The sequence below is a fragment of the Klebsiella sp. 141240 genome (assembly GCF_050600805.1).
Taxonomy (GTDB): domain Bacteria; phylum Pseudomonadota; class Gammaproteobacteria; order Enterobacterales; family Enterobacteriaceae; genus Klebsiella; species Klebsiella aerogenes.
Genome location: NZ_JAQIRK010000010.1, coordinates 99,671 through 116,516 on the forward strand (window position 1 = coordinate 99,671; position 16,846 = coordinate 116,516).

General features: G+C 57.1%; 19 protein-coding genes. 17 read left to right on the top strand and 2 right to left on the bottom strand.

Features of this window, described 5'->3' with window-relative positions:
* Positions 1–87: 87 nt before the first annotated feature.
* The 5 genes from ytfQ (at position 88) to PGQ95_RS17660 (ending at position 5,243) form a co-directional block, all read left to right on the top strand.
* A complete protein-coding gene (gene ytfQ, locus PGQ95_RS17640; protein ID WP_015704195.1) occupies positions 88–1,044 on the top strand; it encodes a galactofuranose ABC transporter, galactofuranose-binding protein YtfQ in 957 nt (318 codons plus the stop codon).
* 103 nt (positions 1,045–1,147) lie between these two features.
* Positions 1,148–2,650, top strand: a complete 1,503-nt coding sequence (gene ytfR / locus PGQ95_RS17645) for a galactofuranose ABC transporter, ATP-binding protein YtfR (RefSeq protein ID WP_087858320.1) — start codon at positions 1,148–1,150, stop codon at positions 2,648–2,650.
* A 10-nt stretch (positions 2,651–2,660) separates the two neighbouring features.
* Positions 2,661–3,686: a galactofuranose ABC transporter, ATP-binding protein YtfT gene (gene ytfT, locus PGQ95_RS17650; RefSeq protein ID WP_015704197.1), complete on the top strand. Its 1,026-nt coding sequence runs from the start codon at positions 2,661–2,663 to the stop codon at positions 3,684–3,686.
* Positions 3,673–4,680: a galactofuranose ABC transporter, permease protein YjfF gene (yjfF, locus tag PGQ95_RS17655; protein ID WP_087858322.1), complete on the top strand. Its 1,008-nt coding sequence runs from the start codon at positions 3,673–3,675 to the stop codon at positions 4,678–4,680. Before ytfT ends, yjfF begins: the two co-directional genes overlap by 14 nt.
* A gap of 62 nt (positions 4,681–4,742) precedes the next feature.
* On the top strand, positions 4,743–5,243 hold the full coding sequence (locus tag PGQ95_RS17660; protein ID WP_430918881.1) for a DUF2569 family protein: 501 nt from the start codon (positions 4,743–4,745) through the stop codon (positions 5,241–5,243).
* Between the two features lie 34 nt (positions 5,244–5,277).
* On the opposite strand, the gene fbp is transcribed toward PGQ95_RS17660, so the two are convergent.
* A complete protein-coding gene (fbp, locus tag PGQ95_RS17665; protein WP_015368583.1) occupies positions 5,278–6,276 on the bottom strand; it encodes a class 1 fructose-bisphosphatase in 999 nt (332 codons plus the stop codon).
* 174 nt (positions 6,277–6,450) lie between these two features.
* Between fbp and mpl the strand changes: the two genes are divergently transcribed.
* Positions 6,451–7,824: a UDP-N-acetylmuramate:L-alanyl-gamma-D-glutamyl-meso-diaminopimelate ligase gene (mpl, locus tag PGQ95_RS17670; RefSeq protein ID WP_087858324.1), complete on the top strand. Its 1,374-nt coding sequence runs from the start codon at positions 6,451–6,453 to the stop codon at positions 7,822–7,824.
* 68 nt (positions 7,825–7,892) lie between these two features.
* Positions 7,893–8,423 (top strand): GNAT family N-acetyltransferase, encoded by a 531-nt coding sequence (locus PGQ95_RS17675; RefSeq protein WP_430918883.1) that lies wholly within the window; start codon positions 7,893–7,895, stop codon positions 8,421–8,423.
* A 44-nt stretch (positions 8,424–8,467) separates the two neighbouring features.
* Here the strand turns inward: PGQ95_RS17675 and yjgA are convergent, their stop codons facing one another.
* Positions 8,468–9,019 carry a ribosome biogenesis factor YjgA gene (gene yjgA, locus PGQ95_RS17680; protein ID WP_015368580.1) on the bottom strand — a complete coding sequence of 184 codons (552 nt, stop codon included), beginning with the start codon at positions 9,017–9,019 and terminating at the stop codon, positions 8,468–8,470.
* Positions 9,020–9,113: 94 nt separating this feature from the next.
* On the opposite strand from yjgA, the gene pmbA reads away from it, so the two are divergent.
* From pmbA to dagF, 10 genes are all read left to right on the top strand, one after another.
* A complete protein-coding gene (gene pmbA / locus PGQ95_RS17685; protein ID WP_430918885.1) occupies positions 9,114–10,466 on the top strand; it encodes a metalloprotease PmbA in 1,353 nt (450 codons plus the stop codon).
* 64 nt (positions 10,467–10,530) lie between these two features.
* Positions 10,531–10,917, top strand: a complete 387-nt coding sequence (cybC, locus tag PGQ95_RS17690; RefSeq protein WP_015368578.1) for a cytochrome b562 — start codon at positions 10,531–10,533, stop codon at positions 10,915–10,917.
* Positions 10,918–11,195: 278 nt separating this feature from the next.
* Positions 11,196–11,534: a PRD domain-containing protein gene (locus PGQ95_RS17695; RefSeq protein ID WP_015368577.1), complete on the top strand. Its 339-nt coding sequence runs from the start codon at positions 11,196–11,198 to the stop codon at positions 11,532–11,534.
* A gap of 10 nt (positions 11,535–11,544) precedes the next feature.
* Positions 11,545–11,907 carry an SFCGS family glycine-rich protein gene (locus PGQ95_RS17700; protein ID WP_015368576.1) on the top strand — a complete coding sequence of 121 codons (363 nt, stop codon included), beginning with the start codon at positions 11,545–11,547 and terminating at the stop codon, positions 11,905–11,907.
* A gap of 2 nt (positions 11,908–11,909) precedes the next feature.
* Entirely contained in the window at positions 11,910–12,209 is a 300-nt protein-coding gene (locus PGQ95_RS17705; RefSeq protein ID WP_015368575.1) for a DUF4312 family protein, read from the top strand.
* 21 nt (positions 12,210–12,230) lie between these two features.
* A complete protein-coding gene (locus PGQ95_RS17710) occupies positions 12,231–13,007 on the top strand; it encodes a DUF4311 domain-containing protein (protein ID WP_015368574.1) in 777 nt (258 codons plus the stop codon).
* 13 nt (positions 13,008–13,020) lie between these two features.
* The gene (locus tag PGQ95_RS17715; protein WP_015368573.1) at positions 13,021–13,665 is read left to right on the top strand and encodes a DUF4310 family protein; all 645 of its coding nucleotides are present in this window, start codon (positions 13,021–13,023) and stop codon (positions 13,663–13,665) included.
* Positions 13,666–13,776: 111 nt separating this feature from the next.
* Positions 13,777–14,910 (top strand): amidohydrolase/deacetylase family metallohydrolase, encoded by a 1,134-nt coding sequence (locus PGQ95_RS17720; protein ID WP_213317456.1) that lies wholly within the window; start codon positions 13,777–13,779, stop codon positions 14,908–14,910.
* Positions 14,894–16,012 carry a DgaE family pyridoxal phosphate-dependent ammonia lyase gene (locus tag PGQ95_RS17725; RefSeq protein WP_411325472.1) on the top strand — a complete coding sequence of 373 codons (1,119 nt, stop codon included), beginning with the start codon at positions 14,894–14,896 and terminating at the stop codon, positions 16,010–16,012. The genes PGQ95_RS17720 and PGQ95_RS17725 overlap by 17 nt, the downstream gene beginning before the upstream one ends.
* Positions 16,009–16,749 (top strand): 2-dehydro-3-deoxy-phosphogluconate aldolase, encoded by a 741-nt coding sequence (gene dagF, locus PGQ95_RS17730; protein ID WP_020079796.1) that lies wholly within the window; start codon positions 16,009–16,011, stop codon positions 16,747–16,749. Before PGQ95_RS17725 ends, dagF begins: the two co-directional genes overlap by 4 nt.
* The last annotated feature ends 97 nt before the right edge of the window (positions 16,750–16,846 follow it).

Consider the following 16,846-nt stretch of genomic DNA (forward strand, 5'->3'; position numbering starts at 1 on the left):
TGTAACGCATTCAGTTACATAACGGATTGTCTATAGTTTGTTCGCAGGTGAGCATTTAACCAACAATAACCCTACGAGGAACATCTTATGTGGAAGCGCTTACTTCTCGTCACCGCGGTTTCGGCAGCTATGTCGTCTATGGCGATGGCCGCCAACCTGACCGTAGGATTTTCGCAGGTCGGCTCTGAATCGGGCTGGCGCGCGGCCGAAACGAATGTTGCTAAGGAAGAAGCGGCGAAGCGTGGTATCACCCTGAAGATTGCCGACGGTCAGCAAAAACAGGAAAACCAGATTAAAGCCGTGCGCTCGTTCATTGCCCAGGGCGTGGACGCGATCTTTATCGCGCCGGTCGTGGCGACTGGCTGGGAGCCGGTGCTAAAAGAAGCGAAAGAGGCCAATATCCCGGTGTTCCTCCTCGACCGTTCGATCGACGTTAAAGATAAGTCGCTGTATATGACCACCGTCACCGCCAACAACGTGCTGGAAGGCCAACTGATTGGCGACTGGTTGGTGAAAACCGTCGATGGCAAACCGTGTAACGTTGTGGAGCTCCAGGGCACCGTGGGCGCCAGCGTCGCTATCGATCGTAAGAAAGGCTTCGCCGAGGCGATTGCCAAAGCCCCCAACATCAAGATTATCCGCTCGCAGTCCGGCGACTTCACCCGCAGTAAGGGGAAAGAGGTGATGGAGAGCTTTATCAAAGCGGAGAATAACGGCAAGAACATCTGCATGGTCTACGCCCATAACGATGACATGGTCATTGGCGCGATCCAGGCCATCAAAGAGGCCGGTCTGAAGCCGGGCAAAGATATCCTCACCGGGTCTATCGACGGCGTGCCGGATATCTATAAAGCCATGATCGCCGGCGAGGCGAATGCCAGCGTTGAGCTGACGCCGAATATGGCCGGTCCGGCGTTTGATGCGCTGGAAAAATACAAAAAAGACGGCACCCTGCCTGAGAAGCTGACCATTACCAAATCGACCCTTTATCTGCCGGATACGGCAAAAGAAGAGTTAGAGAAGAAGAAAAATATGGGTTACTGAGCCTTCATGAAAATGCCGGGGGCGCTACGCTTGCCCGGCCTACATTTCGCTCTTTTGTAGGCCGGATAAGCGCAGCGCCATCCGGCGTGATGCAGGGGGAACCATGACCACCGACCAATACCAGGAGATCCTTCGTACCGAAGGACTCAGCAAATTCTTCCCCGGCGTGAAGGCGCTGGATAACGTTAATTTCAGCCTGCGGCGCGGCGAAATCATGGCTCTGTTGGGCGAAAACGGCGCCGGAAAATCGACGCTGATTAAAGCGCTCACCGGCGTGTATCATGCCGATCGCGGGGCGATTTGGCTGGAAGGGCAGCAAATATCGCCGAAAAACACCGCTCACGCTCAGCAGTTGGGTATCGGTACCGTTTACCAGGAAGTTAACCTGCTGCCGAATATGTCGGTGGCGGATAATTTGTTTATTGGCCGCGAGCCGAAGCGCTTTGGTCTGCTGCGGCGCAAAGAGATGGAAAAACGCGCTACCGAGCTGATGGCCTCTTACGGCTTCTCGCTCGACGTGCGCGAACCGCTGAATCGTTTTTCGGTGGCGATGCAGCAAATCGTCGCTATCTGCCGGGCCATCGACCTGTCGGCGAAAGTGTTGATCCTCGATGAACCAACCGCCAGTCTCGACACTCAGGAAGTGGAAATGCTATTCACCCTGATGCGTCAGCTGCGCGATAACGGCGTCAGCCTGATTTTTGTGACCCATTTTCTTGACCAGGTCTACGCCGTCAGCGACCGTATTACCGTGCTGCGCAACGGCAGTTTCGTCGGCTGTCGGGAGACCCGCGAGCTGCCGCAAATCGAACTGGTCAAAATGATGCTGGGCCGCGAGCTGGACCATCAGGCGCTGCAGCGCGCCGGGCGCACGCTGCTCAGCGATAAGCCGGTGGCGGCATTTGAAGATTTTGGCAAGAAGGGCACGATTGCGCCGTTTACTCTGCAGGTGCGGCCGGGCGAGATCGTCGGCCTGGCCGGGCTGTTGGGATCCGGGCGCACCGAAACGGCGGAGGTCATTTTTGGCATCAAGCCCGCCGACAGCGGTAAAGCGTGGATCAAGGGCAAGCCGCAAACGCTGCGCTCGCCGCATCAGGCCTCCTGCCTCGGCATTGGTTTTTGTCCTGAAGACCGTAAAACCGACGGCATTATCGCCGCCGCCTCGGTACGGGAAAATATCGTGCTGGCGCTACAGGCGCAGCGCGGCTGGCTGCGGCCGATCCCGCGCCGCGAACAACATGAGATTGCCGAACGCTTTATTCGCCAGTTAGGTATCAGGACGCCCAGCGCCGAACAGCCGATCGAATTTCTCTCCGGCGGTAACCAGCAGAAGGTATTGTTGTCGCGCTGGCTGCTGACCAAACCCCAGTTCCTGATCCTCGATGAGCCGACGCGCGGTATCGACGTCGGCGCCCACGCCGAGATTATTCGCCTGATAGAAACCCTCTGCGCCGATGGTCTGGCGCTGCTGGTTATCTCCTCGGAGCTTGAAGAACTGGTGGGCTACGCTGACCGGGTGATCATCATGCGCGATCGCCAGCAGGTGGCGGAAATCCCCCTTGCCGAGCTGTCGGTCCCGGCGATCATGAACGCGATTGCGGCATAAGGAGCCCAGCATGATGCCCAGAACCGTACCACAAAGCGGACAGCCAAAACGGCGCTTTAGCTGGCCGAAAGGGATGCCGCAAATTATCGCTCTCCTGCTGGTATTAGCGGTGGATAGCCTGGTGGCGCCGCATTTCTTCCAGGTGCTGCTGCAGGATGGGCGGCTGTTTGGCAGCCCGATTGACATTCTCAACCGGGCGGCGCCGGTGGCGCTGCTGGCGATTGGCATGACGCTGGTCATCGCCACCGGCGGCATCGATCTGTCGGTCGGCGCGGTGATGGCTATCGCCGGGGCGACCGCCGCCTCGATGACCGTCGCCGGGCACAGCCTGCCGGTGGTGCTGCTCGCCGCGTTGGGCGCAGGCGCGCTGGCTGGCCTGTGGAACGGCATTCTGGTGGCCGTGCTGAAGATCCAGCCCTTCGTGGCCACGCTTATCCTGATGGTCGCCGGACGCGGCGTCGCGCAGCTGATTACCTCCGGGCAGATAGTCACCTTTGATTCGCCGGCGCTTTCCTGGCTCGGTAGCGGATCGCTGCTGTTGCTACCGACGCCGGTGATTATCGCCGTCGCAACGCTGCTGCTGTTCTGGCTGTTTACCCGCCGGACCGCGCTCGGCATGTTTATTGAAGCGGTGGGGATCAATATCCGCGCGGCGAAAAATGCCGGAGTGAATACCCGCATTGTGGTGATGCTGGCCTATGTGCTGAGCGGCATCTGTGCGGCGATTGCCGGGATTATTGTGGCGGCGGATATTCGCGGCGCCGACGCCAACAACGCCGGATTATGGCTGGAGCTGGACGCCATCCTGGCGGTGGTGATCGGCGGCGGTTCGCTGATGGGCGGGCGCTTTAATCTGCTGCTGTCGGTGGTGGGGGCGCTGATTATCCAGGGGATGAACACCGGGATTTTACTCTCCGGTTTCCCGCCGGAGCTCAACCAGGTGGTGAAAGCGGTGGTGGTGCTGTGCGTACTGATCGTTCAGTCGCCGCGCTTTATCGGTCTACTGAAAGGGGTACGCGGCCGTGATAAAACGTAATTTACCTTTGATGATTACCCTCGCGGTATTCGTGCTGGGCTATCTCTACTGCCTGACCCAGTTTCCGGGGTTTGCGTCGACGCGGGTGATTTGCAATATCCTGACCGATAACGCTTTCCTTGGGATCATCGCCGTCGGCATGACCTTCGTGATCCTCAGCGGCGGTATCGATCTGTCGGTCGGGTCGGTGATTGCCTTCACCGGCGTGTTTCTCGCCAAAGCGATCGGCTTTTGGGGGATCTCGCCGCTGCTGGCTTTCCCGCTGGTACTGGCCATGGGCTGCGCCTTCGGCGCGTTTATGGGGTTACTGATCGATGCGCTAAAAATCCCGGCATTTATCATCACCCTCGCCGGCATGTTTTTCCTGCGTGGGGTTAGCTATCTGGTCTCGGAAGAGTCGATTCCCATTAACCACCCGCTGTATGACACTCTGTCCGGGCTGGCGTGGACCATCCCCGGCGGCGGCCGCCTGAGCGCGATGGGGCTGCTGATGCTGCTGGTGGTGGTGCTGGGCATTTTCCTCGCCCACCGTACCCGCTTTGGCAATCAGGTCTACGCCATCGGCGGCAACGCCACGTCGGCCAATTTGATGGGCATTTCCACGCGTAGCACCACTATTCGCATCTATATGCTGTCGACTGGCCTGGCGACGCTTGCCGGCATCGTCTTCTCTATCTACACCCAGGCGGGCTACGCGCTGGCGGGCGTCGGCGTGGAACTGGATGCCATCGCCTCGGTGGTGATAGGCGGCACGCTGCTGAGCGGCGGCGTCGGAACGGTACTGGGGACGCTGTTCGGCGTGGCGATTCAGGGGCTTATTCAGACCTACATCAACTTTGACGGTACGCTCAGTTCATGGTGGACGAAGATAGCCATCGGCATCCTGCTGTTTATCTTCATTGCGCTGCAGCGTGGGCTGACGGTGCTGTGGGAAAACAGGCAAAATGCTGTTGTCCGCCGAATAAATAATGAGGGAAAAAAACAGCCAATTTGAGAAGCGAAAATTATTTGCTATAGTCGCTTTTGCTGCGAAAAAAGGAAAGTAGATAAGGGATTATGACGATGAACTTGCATTGTGAAAGCGACTGTGCGCGGATAGATAACAATGTGCAAAATAAAATAAAACAAGGTGATAATATTAGTGGCTGGCTATACATTCCGGCATTTTTATTACCGCTTATTATTATTAGTGGTCTGATGTTGGCTTGCCAGCTCTGCTATTGTTACTGGTTTCAGATGTACTTCTATCCTCTTGGTTTTTATGTGAAATTTTTTATTCTTTTTAATTTGTTTTTTGCTGCGAGCGTATTCTTTCTGGCGAATTACGTTATCACGCTATTCTGGCGGAAAAAACGTCAGTTGCCGCAGTTTTATATAGGGCTACTGATTGCGTGGTGGCTTGCATTATTCATCAAGGCTATTCTTACGTATCACATCTTAATGGGGCAATTTGCGGCTTGGGATTTGCTTTGTCTGGGGGGGTTCAGCGTTATTTCCGCAATCTTTATCCCTTATTTTCTTAAAGCGAAACGAGTGCAATTGACGTTCGTCAGTTAAAAAAACGGGCGCCCATTAGAGGGCGCCCGCGTTATCAGGCGTCCGGGAACTCTTTAATGAAGTTCTCGACGTCTTCTACCATGTGGTCGTTGCCGACGAAGAACGAACGGCGCTGGTGCAGGCTTTCCGGGATGATATCGAGAATACGCTCTTTACCATCGCTGGCTTTGCCGCCAGCCTGTTCCGCCAGCATCGCCATCGGGTTGCATTCGTACAGTAAACGCAGTTTACCTTGCGGGTGGCTGGCGGTGCTTGGATACAGGTAGATGCCGCCTTTCAGCAGGTTACGGTGGAAGTCAGCCACCAGAGAACCGATATAGCGCGAGGTGTACGGGCGCTGGGTCTCTTTATCTTCTTCCTGACAGTACTTGATGTATTTCTTCACGCCCATCGGGAACTTGATGTAGTTACCTTCGTTGATGGAGTAGGTTTTGCCTTTCTCCGGGAAGCGCATCCGCTCCTGGCTCAGGCAGAAGACGCCGAGTGACGGGTCGTAAGTAAAGGCGTGCACGCCGCAGCCGGTGGTGTAGACCAGCATGGTGGAGGAGCCGTAAACCACATAACCCGCGGCAACCTGTTTGTTACCCGGCTGCAGGAAGTCTTCTTCGGTGACCGGCGTCCCGACCGGCGTGACGCGGCGGTAGATAGAAAAGATAGTCCCCACGGAGACGTTAACGTCAATGTTGGAGGAGCCATCCAGCGGATCCATCAGCACAACGTATTTGGCGTGTTCGCACCCTTCGAAGACCACGATTTCATCTTCTTCTTCCGAGGCGATACCGGCGACGATATCACGTGCGCGCAGTGCAGCTTTTAATTTTTCATTCGCGAACAGGTCCAGCTTCTGCTGAACTTCACCCTGAACGTTTTCCGCACCGCTGGCACCCAGGATATCGACCAGACCGGCCTTATTGATATCGCGGTGGATGATCTTGGCGCCCAGTTTTATTGCCGACAACAAAGCAGTCAGCTCACCGGTAGCGTGGGAGAACTCGTGCTGCTTTTCGACAATAAATTCACCTAACGTTTTCATAACTCGTTCCCTGCATTTTTATGTTGAGTAAAACGAACGCAACAATCTTAACAAATAATAAAAAAACTGCGCACAGGTGAATCGCGCCAGCAAATGCAGATTTGCCTGAAATGCATTTCTCAGGGGGCATACATATGGGTAAAATGCGGGTCAGATTAATGAGGGAAGTAACGAATGCGCATTCATATTTTAGGAATCTGTGGCACGTTTATGGGGGGGCTGGCAATGCTGGCACGTTCCCTCGGGCATCAAGTAACCGGCTCGGATGCTAACGTTTATCCGCCAATGAGCACCCTGCTGGAAAATCAGGGCATCGATCTGATTCAGGGCTACGACGCTAGCCAACTGGACCCGCAGCCGGACCTGGTGATTATCGGTAACGCCATGACCCGCGGTAATCCGTGCGTCGAAGCGGTGCTGGAAAACAACATTCCGTACATGTCCGGTCCGCAGTGGCTGCACGATTTCGTGCTGCGCGACCGCTGGGTGCTGGCCGTCGCCGGTACCCACGGTAAAACTACCACCGCCGGTATGGCGACGTGGATCCTCGAAGCCTGCGGCTATAAGCCGGGCTTCGTTATCGGCGGCGTACCGGGGAACTTCGAAGTTTCCGCACGCCTGGGCGATAGCCCGTTCTTCGTGATTGAAGCCGACGAATATGACTGCGCCTTCTTCGACAAGCGTTCTAAGTTCGTTCACTACTGCCCGCGCACGCTGATCCTCAATAACCTTGAGTTTGACCACGCGGATATCTTTGACGACCTGAAAGCGATTCAGAAACAGTTCCACCACCTGGTGCGCATCGTGCCGGGCAAAGGCAAGATTATTCTGCCGGAGAGCGACATCAACCTGAAGCAGGTGATGGCGATGGGCTGCTGGAGCGAACAGGAGCTGGTGGGCGAACAGGGCCACTGGCAGGCGAAGAAACTCAACGCCGATGCCTCGCAGTGGGAAGTCCTGCTCGACGGCGAAAAAGTTGGCGAAGTGAACTGGGCGCTGGTCGGCGAACATAATATGCACAACGGCCTGATGGCGATTGCCGCGGCGCGTCATGTTGGCGTGGTGCCGGCGGATGCCGCTAACGCGCTGGGCAGCTTTATCAACGCCCGCCGCCGCCTTGAGCTGCGCGGCGAAGCCAACGGCGTGACCGTCTACGACGATTTTGCCCACCATCCGACGGCCATTCTCGCGACGCTGCAGGCGCTGCGCGGCAAAGTCGGCGGCACCGCGCGTATTCTGGCGGTGCTGGAGCCGCGTTCCAACACCATGAAAATGGGCGTCTGCAAAGACGATCTGGCGCCGTCTCTGGGCCGCGCCGATGAAGTCTTCCTGCTACAGCCGCAGCATATCCCATGGCAGGTGGCGGAAGTGGCGGAAGCCTGCGTACAGCCGGCGCACTGGAGCGCCGACGTCGATACGCTGGTGGATATGATCGTGAAAACCGCGCATCCGGGCGACCATATTCTGGTGATGAGCAACGGCGGCTTTGGCGGCATTCATCAGAAGCTGCTGGATAAACTGGCGCAAAAAGCGGCCGCGGCAGAGTAAGCGCGAACGCTTCCGGTTACTGCCCTCCGCGTGAGGGCAGTTTTGTTTTCGCCACCAGGGATTGTGTGATGCTGACCTGTGAAAGAGTACTTTCTACCGATTCGCCCCATTTCGCCGCGCTTGACGCGCTGTACGCCCGCGCCTTTCCATGGCACGAACAGCGCGAAAGCGACGCCAAACTTCAGGCGCTGAGCAACCCGCACTATGCGCTGGAAGCCTGGTTTGATGACGGGATATTTATTGGCCTGAGCGGCTGCTGGCAGTTTGCCGGTTATAGCTATATCGAACATCTGGCGATTGACGACACCCTGCGTTCGCGCGGCTATGGCAAACAGCTGCTGGCGCAGATCCTGACGCGTGCGCCGCTGACTATTCTGGAAATCGATCCGCTCACCAGCGAAATCGCCCATAAGCGGCTGCGTTTTTATCAGTCGATGGGATTCCATGCCAATGCCTGGGCGCACCGCCATCCGACCTATCATCAAGGGATCGACGATCATGAACTGCTGGTGTTGAGCTGTCCGCAACCGATCGATGCGGCGCAGTATCAGCAGTTTGCCGAGGATTTAGGGCGTGAGGTGATGGGGGAGCCCGGATAAGGCGCAACGCGCCGCCATCCGGGAGATGGCGGTTAGCGTGGGAATTAGCCTTCGTTCTCGGCCAGTTCGCGCAGATACTGGAAGATCAGGCGCGCGGATTTTGGCGGCTTGTTGCCTTCTTTCTCTTTTTTGGCATTGCGGATCAGTGAGCGCAGCTGCTGACGGTCAGCGTCTGGCCACAGGTTCAATACCTCTACGACAGCATCATCGCCATTATCAATCAGGCGATCGCGGATTTGTTCCAGCTTATGGAACAGCGCCACCTGCTGGTTGTGACGGTTCTTCAGCTTATCCAGCGCCTGGCGAATCGGATCGACGTCGCGGTTACGCAGCATTTTACCAATCAGCTGCAGCTGGCGGCGGCGGCCTTCTTTCTTGATACGCTGGGCGAGTTCAATGGCGTCGCGCAGGTCGGTATCGAGCGGCAGCTTATCCAGCGCGTTCTTACCAAGGTCTACCATTTCCGCGCCAAGACGCTTCAGTTCTTCCGCATCGCGCTTAATTTCACTCTTGCTGACCCAGATAATTTCATCATCTTCATCTTCAACGTCATCACCGGGCACGTCGTCGAGCCAGTCTTCGGGCTGCTTTGTCATCTCAGGCTCCTTAAAAAAGAGGCTAATGTTACCAGTTAAGGCGCGCACTGAAAAACGGTTCTCTGTTAGACTTCAGTTAACTCCTTCTTACATTATGGCATTAGCAATGAAAGTCATCTCTCAAGTTGCACAGCAGCGTAAGACGCTGGAAGAAGCCGTTAGTACGGCACTGGAACTGGCGGCAGGCAAATCCGACGGTGCGGAAGTCTCCGTCAGCAAGACCACCGGCATCGGCGTCAGCACCCGCTACGGTGAGGTGGAGAATGTTGAATTCAATAGCGACGGCGCGCTCGGCATCACCGTTTATCATCAAAACCGTAAAGGCAGCGCCTCTTCGACCGACCTGAGCCCGGACGCTATCGCCCGTACCGTGCAGGCGGCGCTGGATATCGCGCGTTACACCTCGCCGGACCCGTTTGCCGGCGTGGCGGATAAAGAACTGCTGGCCTTTGACGCCCCGGATCTGGACCTGTTCCATCCGGCGGAGGTCTCCCCCGATGAATCCATCGAGCTGGCGGCCCGCGCCGAGCAGGCCGCCCTGCAGGCCGACAAACGTATCACCAATACCGAAGGCGGCAGCTTCAACAGCCACTATGGAATTAAAGTGTTCGGTAACAGCTATGGCATGCTCCAGAGCTATTGCTCTACCCGCCACTCGCTCTCCAGCTGCGTGATTGCCGAAGAAAACGGCGATATGGAACGCGACTATGCCTACACCATTGGCCGCGCCCTTGGCGATTTACAGACCCCGGAGTGGGTCGGCAACGAATGCGCCCGCCGCACTTTGTCGCGCCTGGCGCCGCGTAAGCTGTCGACGATGAAAGCGCCGGTTATCTTCGCCAACGAAGTGGCTACCGGGCTGTTTGGCCACCTGGTTGGGGCGATCGCCGGCGGCGCGGTCTACCGTAAATCGACCTTCCTCCTCGACTCCCTCGGCAAACAGATCCTGCCGGAGTGGCTGACCATCGAAGAACATCCGCATCTGCTGAAGGGGCTGGCCTCCACGCCGTTCGACAGCGAAGGCGTGCGCACCGAACGTCGCGACATCATCAAAGACGGCGTGCTGACCCAGTGGCTGCTCACTAACTACTCCGCGCGTAAGCTGGGTATGAAAAGCACCGGCCACGCCGGCGGCATCCATAACTGGCGCATCAACGGCCGCGGCCTGAGTTTTGCAAAGATGCTTAAAGAGATGGGCACCGGGCTTGTGGTCACCGAATTGATGGGGCAGGGTGTCAGTGGCGTGACCGGCGACTACTCGCGCGGCGCATCCGGTTTCTGGGTAGAAAACGGCGAAATTCAGTATCCGGTCAGTGAGATCACCATCGCCGGAAATCTGAAAGAAATGTGGCGTAATATTGTCACCGTCGGCGACGATATCGAAACGCGCAGCAATATTCAGTGTGGTTCCGTACTGCTGCCGGAAATGAAAATCGCCGGTCAATGACCTGTGTGCCGGGCGCGTCCTGCCGCGCCCGCTTGATATCTTCATAATAAAAAGGAAGTGAGCAATGCGTAAAAAACTGTTAGCGATGCTGGCCGTCTCTGCTTTTGCGCTCGGTTCGGCATCGGCGTTCGCCGACCTTGGCGAAGACATGGACACCCTTGCGGAAAACCTGCAGGTGGTACAGAAAACCTCAGACATTGGCGAGCTGAAAGCGGCGCTGAATAAGATGCGTACCGCTGCGGTTGACGCCCAGAAAGAGACGCCGCCAAAACTGGAAGGCAAAGCGGCCGATAGCCCGGAGATGAAAGATTTCCGCCACGGTCTGGAGACGTTGGTCGGCCAGATCGACGGCGCGCTGAAGTTAGCTGACGCCGGTAAGCTGAAAGAGGCGCAGGCCGCCGCGGAGGACTTCAAAACTACCCGCAATACCTACCATAAGAAGTATCGCTAATCGCCGTTTTCGGGAGGCGTCAGCCGATGTCTCCCGCCTAAAAACCTACCTGTATCACATTTTTCCCTTTTCTTTTTCCGGTCTTTTTCCGCTCAACCTCGCGCATTGTTGTGATGCGTATCACGTCATATCGCCTGTTTTTACATTTATCCGGTGAATATGTGGAGTCGATCACCTAAGCCTTCTCCCTTTCCACTTCGAAGTGGAAAACAACTCGCTACAAACTCCTGACCCCCGGCGCTACTTTGGATTCCAGAGACATCAGCGGGGTAACACAAGTGAATAACGGAGCGGTAATAAACGACGTAGGGGAGCAGGCGGCGCAGACCGAACGCCTGGCTGACAAGATGTTACAGCAGGTCTTCGCCCTGTTAAGCCGTCACGACATCGTCCCTAACGACGTTCAGGAGCAAATGCTGACTTCCCACGTGCGGGCCATGGCCCACCGGTCAATCAGCGGCGAACCGCTACCGGAAGTGGATGCCAGTCTGTTCGAAGAAATTTCTGAAGATTCAATGATGCTGGCCCGCGAAGTGGTCGCACAGTTCGGCAACCTGCCTGATGAAGAGGCATGGTTGTTGTCCGTCCACTTCGAAGTCGCAAAAGAAAACCTGTAAGGAGCAAAACATGGAACAAATCACCGTAGTTATTGGCGACCGTCTGGGTAAAGGACAAAAAGTCGCGGCAGGCGCAGAAAAAGCCGGCGCACGTGCAGTGGTCGTCCCTGGCGTTGCTGCAGACATGAAACTTGGCGACATGATGAAAGCGGAAAACGCCTCTTTCGGCATCTCCTTCTGCGGCAGCGGCGGCGCAGGCGCTATCACCGCGCAGACCAAGTACGGCTACAAAGCAAAATACGGCATGCGTTCTATTGAAGAGGGCGTCACCGCCATCAACGAAGGCTGCAACGTGCTGGGCTTCGGCTTCATGGATAAAGAAGAGCTGGGCGAGCGTCTGGTTGAAGCCTGGAAAAAGAAATACGGCGCATAAGTATGAAAGAGCAATTCACCACCACGGTGAGGGTTGCAGGCAAAGGCGAAAGCAAATCACGGGCCTTCGCCGATGCCCTGAACCATGTGCAGGCTGCGGTGATGAAGTCATCATCGCGCATCCTACTGCGTATTGAGCCACAGGACGTGACGGTTGTTCATGCGCGCGAAGCGGTACGAAAAGAGGCGTTTCTGTTCATCTTTTTGCGCCGTGAACGACGGACCTACAGCGTGGAGCTGGACGTCACCGTCAACGTGACCGCCATCGATCTCGATAAAGTGGATTTCGTCACGCAAACCTGATTGTTACCAAAGGGTCAGATTATGTTCCTGATAATTTTAATAAAATCGCTCATCATCGGCGGCCTGGTCGGCGTCGGCGTGGGCGCCGGAGCGGCACGCATGTTTCACGCGCCCACCACGCAAGGGATGGGGGCGTTTCGTACCTTGGGCGAGCTGAATTCCTGCGAAGGCGATCCGGCTTCTCACTTCTCTTTTGGTCTCGGCTTCTTCTTTAACGCCTGGGCCTCTTCCGTTGCAGCAGGCTCCTTCACCCAGGACGTTGACCACCGCATTATCCCGAACTGGGGCGCGGCGGCGTTGATGGTGAAAAATCGTAACGTTGGCGAAACGCTACACGATCCGAAAAAAATGGCGATTGCCTGCGGCATCATCGGCATGATCGTCGTCGCCTTCCTTAACCTGACCGCCTCTTCCGTACCGGAAGCGCTGCAGGTCACCGCCGTTAAGGTATTGGTTCCGGCGGCAAACCTGCTGGTGAACACCGTGATGCCGGTGATTTTCTGGCTGGCGGCTATTGATGCCGGTAAGAAATCAGGCTTCTGGGCGACGATTTTCGGCGGCGCGGCGCAGCTGATTATGGGTAACGCCGTACCGGGTCTGGTACTGGGGATCCTGATCGGTAAAGGCGTAGAAGAGAGCGGCTGGAACCGGGTAACCAAAGTGATGATGATCGCCATTGTCGCGCTGTTTGTCCTCAGCGGCTTCTTCCGCGGCTTCGACATGAAGATGCTCGAATCCTTCCATCTGACCGTGCCGAACTGGCTGGACATGATCCACAACTCACTCAGCGGCAAGTAACGGGAGCCTGATAATGGAACAGAATAAAGGTTTTTGGTATGCCGACTGGTCGTTCCCGATCTTTGTTGGCCTGCTCTCCTCCGGCGTCTTCGCCGGGACGCACATGTACTATCTGTACGGCATCGGCGCCTTTAACGAAGTGGCCTTCGTGGCGATGTTGAAGGCAGGGATTGATACCGGCGCGTACGGCGCGGTGGCGGCATTCGGCGCGAGCTTCCTGTTCGCCCGCATCATCGAAGGTTCGCTGGTGGGGATTCTGGATATCGGCGGCGCCATTCAGACCGGTATCGGCCTCGGCGTACCGGCGCTGCTGCTCGGCGCGGGCTTTGTCTTCCCGGTGGCGAACTTCGCCGCGTCGCTGGCAACCGGCCTGATCCTCGGCCTGGCGGTCGGCTACATCATCATTCTGGCGCGTAAGTTCACCATCAACCAGAGCGACTCTACCTACGGCGCTGACGTGATGATGGGGGCCGGTAACGCCTCCGGCCGCTTCCTCGGTCCATTGATCATCCTCAGCGCGATGACGGCGTCTATTCCTATTGGGATTGGTTCTTTGGTTGGCGCACTGCTGTTCTACATCTGGCAGAAACCGATCACCGGCGGCGCCATCCTCGGCGCGATGATCCTCGGTTCCATCTTCCCGATTGCGATTAGCTAATTGCCCGATGGCGCTGCGCTTATTGGCCTACAAGTCAGCGCGATTTGTAGGCCCGATAAGGCGGTACGCCGCCATCCGGCAACAGATTCACTCTTTCATCAGGAGATAGCTATGTTTGATTTACTCCTGCGCCGTGCGCGCCTCGTCGACGATACCCTGACTGATATCGCCATCCAGGACGGGAAAATCGCGGCGCTGGGCGAGATTAGCGCGCCCTCCCGTAAAACCATTGAGCTGAACGGCAACGTTTACGTCAGCGCTGGCTGGATTGACTCTCACGTTCACTGCTACCCGAATTCACCGATTTATCACGATGAGCCGGATAGCGTCGGCATCGCCACCGGCGTCACCACCGTGATCGATGCCGGCAGCACCGGCGCCGACGACGTTGATGACTTCTATCAACTGACCCGCAAAGCGGCGACGGAAGTTTATGCGTTGCTCAACATCTCCCGCGTCGGGCTGATTGCGCAGAATGAGCTGGCGAATATGGCCAATATCGACGCCGCCGCGGTGCAGCAGGCGGTGCAGCGTCATCCTGACTTTATCGTCGGCCTGAAGGCGCGGATGAGCAGCAGCGTCGTCGGCGAAAACGGCATTACGCCGCTGGCGCGCGCCAAGGCCATTCAGCAGGAAAACGGCGATCTGCCGCTGATGGTGCACATCGGCAATAACCCGCCGAACCTCGATGAAATCGCCGATCTGCTGAGCAGCGGCGACATCATTACCCACTGCTATAACGGCAAGCCGAACCGTATTCTTAATCCTGCCGGCGAGCTGCGCAGCTCCATTACTCGCGCTCTGCAGCGCGGCGTGCGACTCGATGTCGGCCACGGTACCGCAAGTTTCAGCTTTGAAGTGGCGCGGCGGGCAATTGCGATGGGCATTCTGCCGCACACCATTAGCTCCGATATTTACTGCCGTAACCGTATCGATGGCCCGGTGCGCTCGCTGGCGCTGGTGATGTCGAAGTTCCTCGCCATCGGCATGACCCTGCCGCAGGTGATTGACTGCGTGACCGTCAGCGCCGCCGAGGGGCTGCGCCTGGCGCGTAAAGGGCGCCTGGAAGCGGGCTTTGATGCCGATTTAACGCTATTTAGCCTGCAGCATCAGCCCACGTTGCTGGTGGATGCCGAAAAAGAGAGCCTGCAGGCTGACAACATTCTGGTGCCGCTGGCCGCGATTCGCGCGGGCAAGGGCTATCTGACCGAACAAGGGAGCGCGGAACATGCCTTCGATTTTTGAGAAATACCATTTAAAACAAGTTATTAATACTTCAGGCCGGATGACGGCGCTGGGCGTCTCCACGCCGCGCCCGGAAGTGGTTGAAGCCGCGATGGCCGGTATGAACCAGTACTTTGAAATGAAAGACCTGGTGAATAAAACCGGCGAGTACATCGCCAAACTGCTGGATGTGGAAGGGGCGACCGTTGTCTCCTGCGCGTCGGCGGGGATTGCCCAGTCGGTCGCAGCGGTGCTGGTGAAAGACAGCGACTGGCTGCTGGAAAACCTGCACGTTACCCCGATTGAAAATAACGAAATCGTGTTGCCGAAGGGCCATAACGTCAACTTCGGCGCGCCGGTTGGCACCATGGTGGCGCTGGGCGGCGGTAAGCTGGTGGAAGCGGGCTACGCCAACGAATGTTCTGCCCAACAGCTGGCGGCGGCGATCACTCCGCGCACCGCGGCGATTCTGTATATCAAATCCCACCACTGCGTGCAAAAAAGCATGCTTAACGTCGCGCAGGCCGCGGAAGTGGCGCGCCAGCATAACTTACCGCTGATCGTCGATGCGGCGGCGGAAGAAGATCTGCAGTGCTACTACCGCATGGGCGCCGACCTGGTGATTTACAGCGGCGCGAAAGCGATTGAAGGGCCGACCAGCGGGCTGGTGATTGGCAAAACCCAGTACGTTGAATGGGTTAAACGCCAGTCGATGGGAATTGGCCGGGCGATGAAAGTGGGCAAAGAGGGCATCCTCGGCCTGACCTGCGCGATTGAACACTACCTGACGGCGACCAAAGAGAGCGGCCAGCAGATGGTAGCCAAGATGACGCCGTTTATCGAACAGCTAAACACTCTCAACGGCGTGACCGCGCGGGTGGTGTGGGATAGCGCGGGCCGCGATATCGCTCGTGCCGAAATTAAATTTGATGAAGCGACCACTGGCGTGAATACCGGCGATCTGGTTAACGCGCTCAAGCAGGGCGAATACGCCATTTACTTCCGCGGCTATAAAGCGAATGAAGGCATTATTGAAGCCGATGTCCGCAGCGTGAACGCGCAGCAGCTGGAGGTGGTCGCTCGCCGCATCGCAGAAGTTCTGAATAAGGAGAAAAAAGCATGAAACTGACCCCAAACTTTTACCGTGACCGCGTGTGTCTGAACGTACTGGCGGGCAGCAAAGACAACGCCCGTGAAATTTACGACGCGGCGGAAGGTCACGTACTGGTCGGCGTGCTCTCCAAAAACTATCCGGACGTCGCCAGCGCGGTGGCCGATATGCGTGAATACGCGAAGCTGATTGATAACGCGCTCTCCGTCGGGCTGGGCGCAGGCGACCCAAACCAGTCGGCGATGGTGAGCGAGATTTCTCGCCAGGTGCAGCCGCAGCACGTCAACCAGGTCTTCACCGGCGTGGCTACCAGCCGCGCGCTGCTCGGGCAGAATGAGACCGTGGTGAATGGCCTGGTCTCGCCGACCGGCACGCCGGGAATGGTGAAGATCTCAACCGGCCCGCTGAGCAGCGGCGCGGCGGATGGGATTGTTCCGCTGGAAACCGCCATCGCGCTGTTGAAAGATATGGGCGGCAGCTCTATCAAATACTTCCCGATGGGCGGCCTGAAGCACCGCGCTGAGTTCGAAGCCGTCGCCAAAGCCTGCGCCGCGCACGATTTCTGGCTGGAGCCGACCGGCGGTATCGATCTGGAAAACTACAGCGAGATCCTGAAAATCGCGCTGGATGCCGGCGTGAGTAAAATCATCCCGCATATTTACAGCTCGATTATCGATAAAGCCAGCGGCAACACCCGCCCGGCCGATGTGCGCCAGTTGCTGGAGATGACCAAACAGTTAGTGAAGTAGTGCCTTTGCCCCTCACCCTAACTTTCTCCCGGAAGGAGAGGGAACCATCTGGTTTTCTCCCTCTCCCTTTGGGAGAGGGCCGGGGTGAGGGGAAACT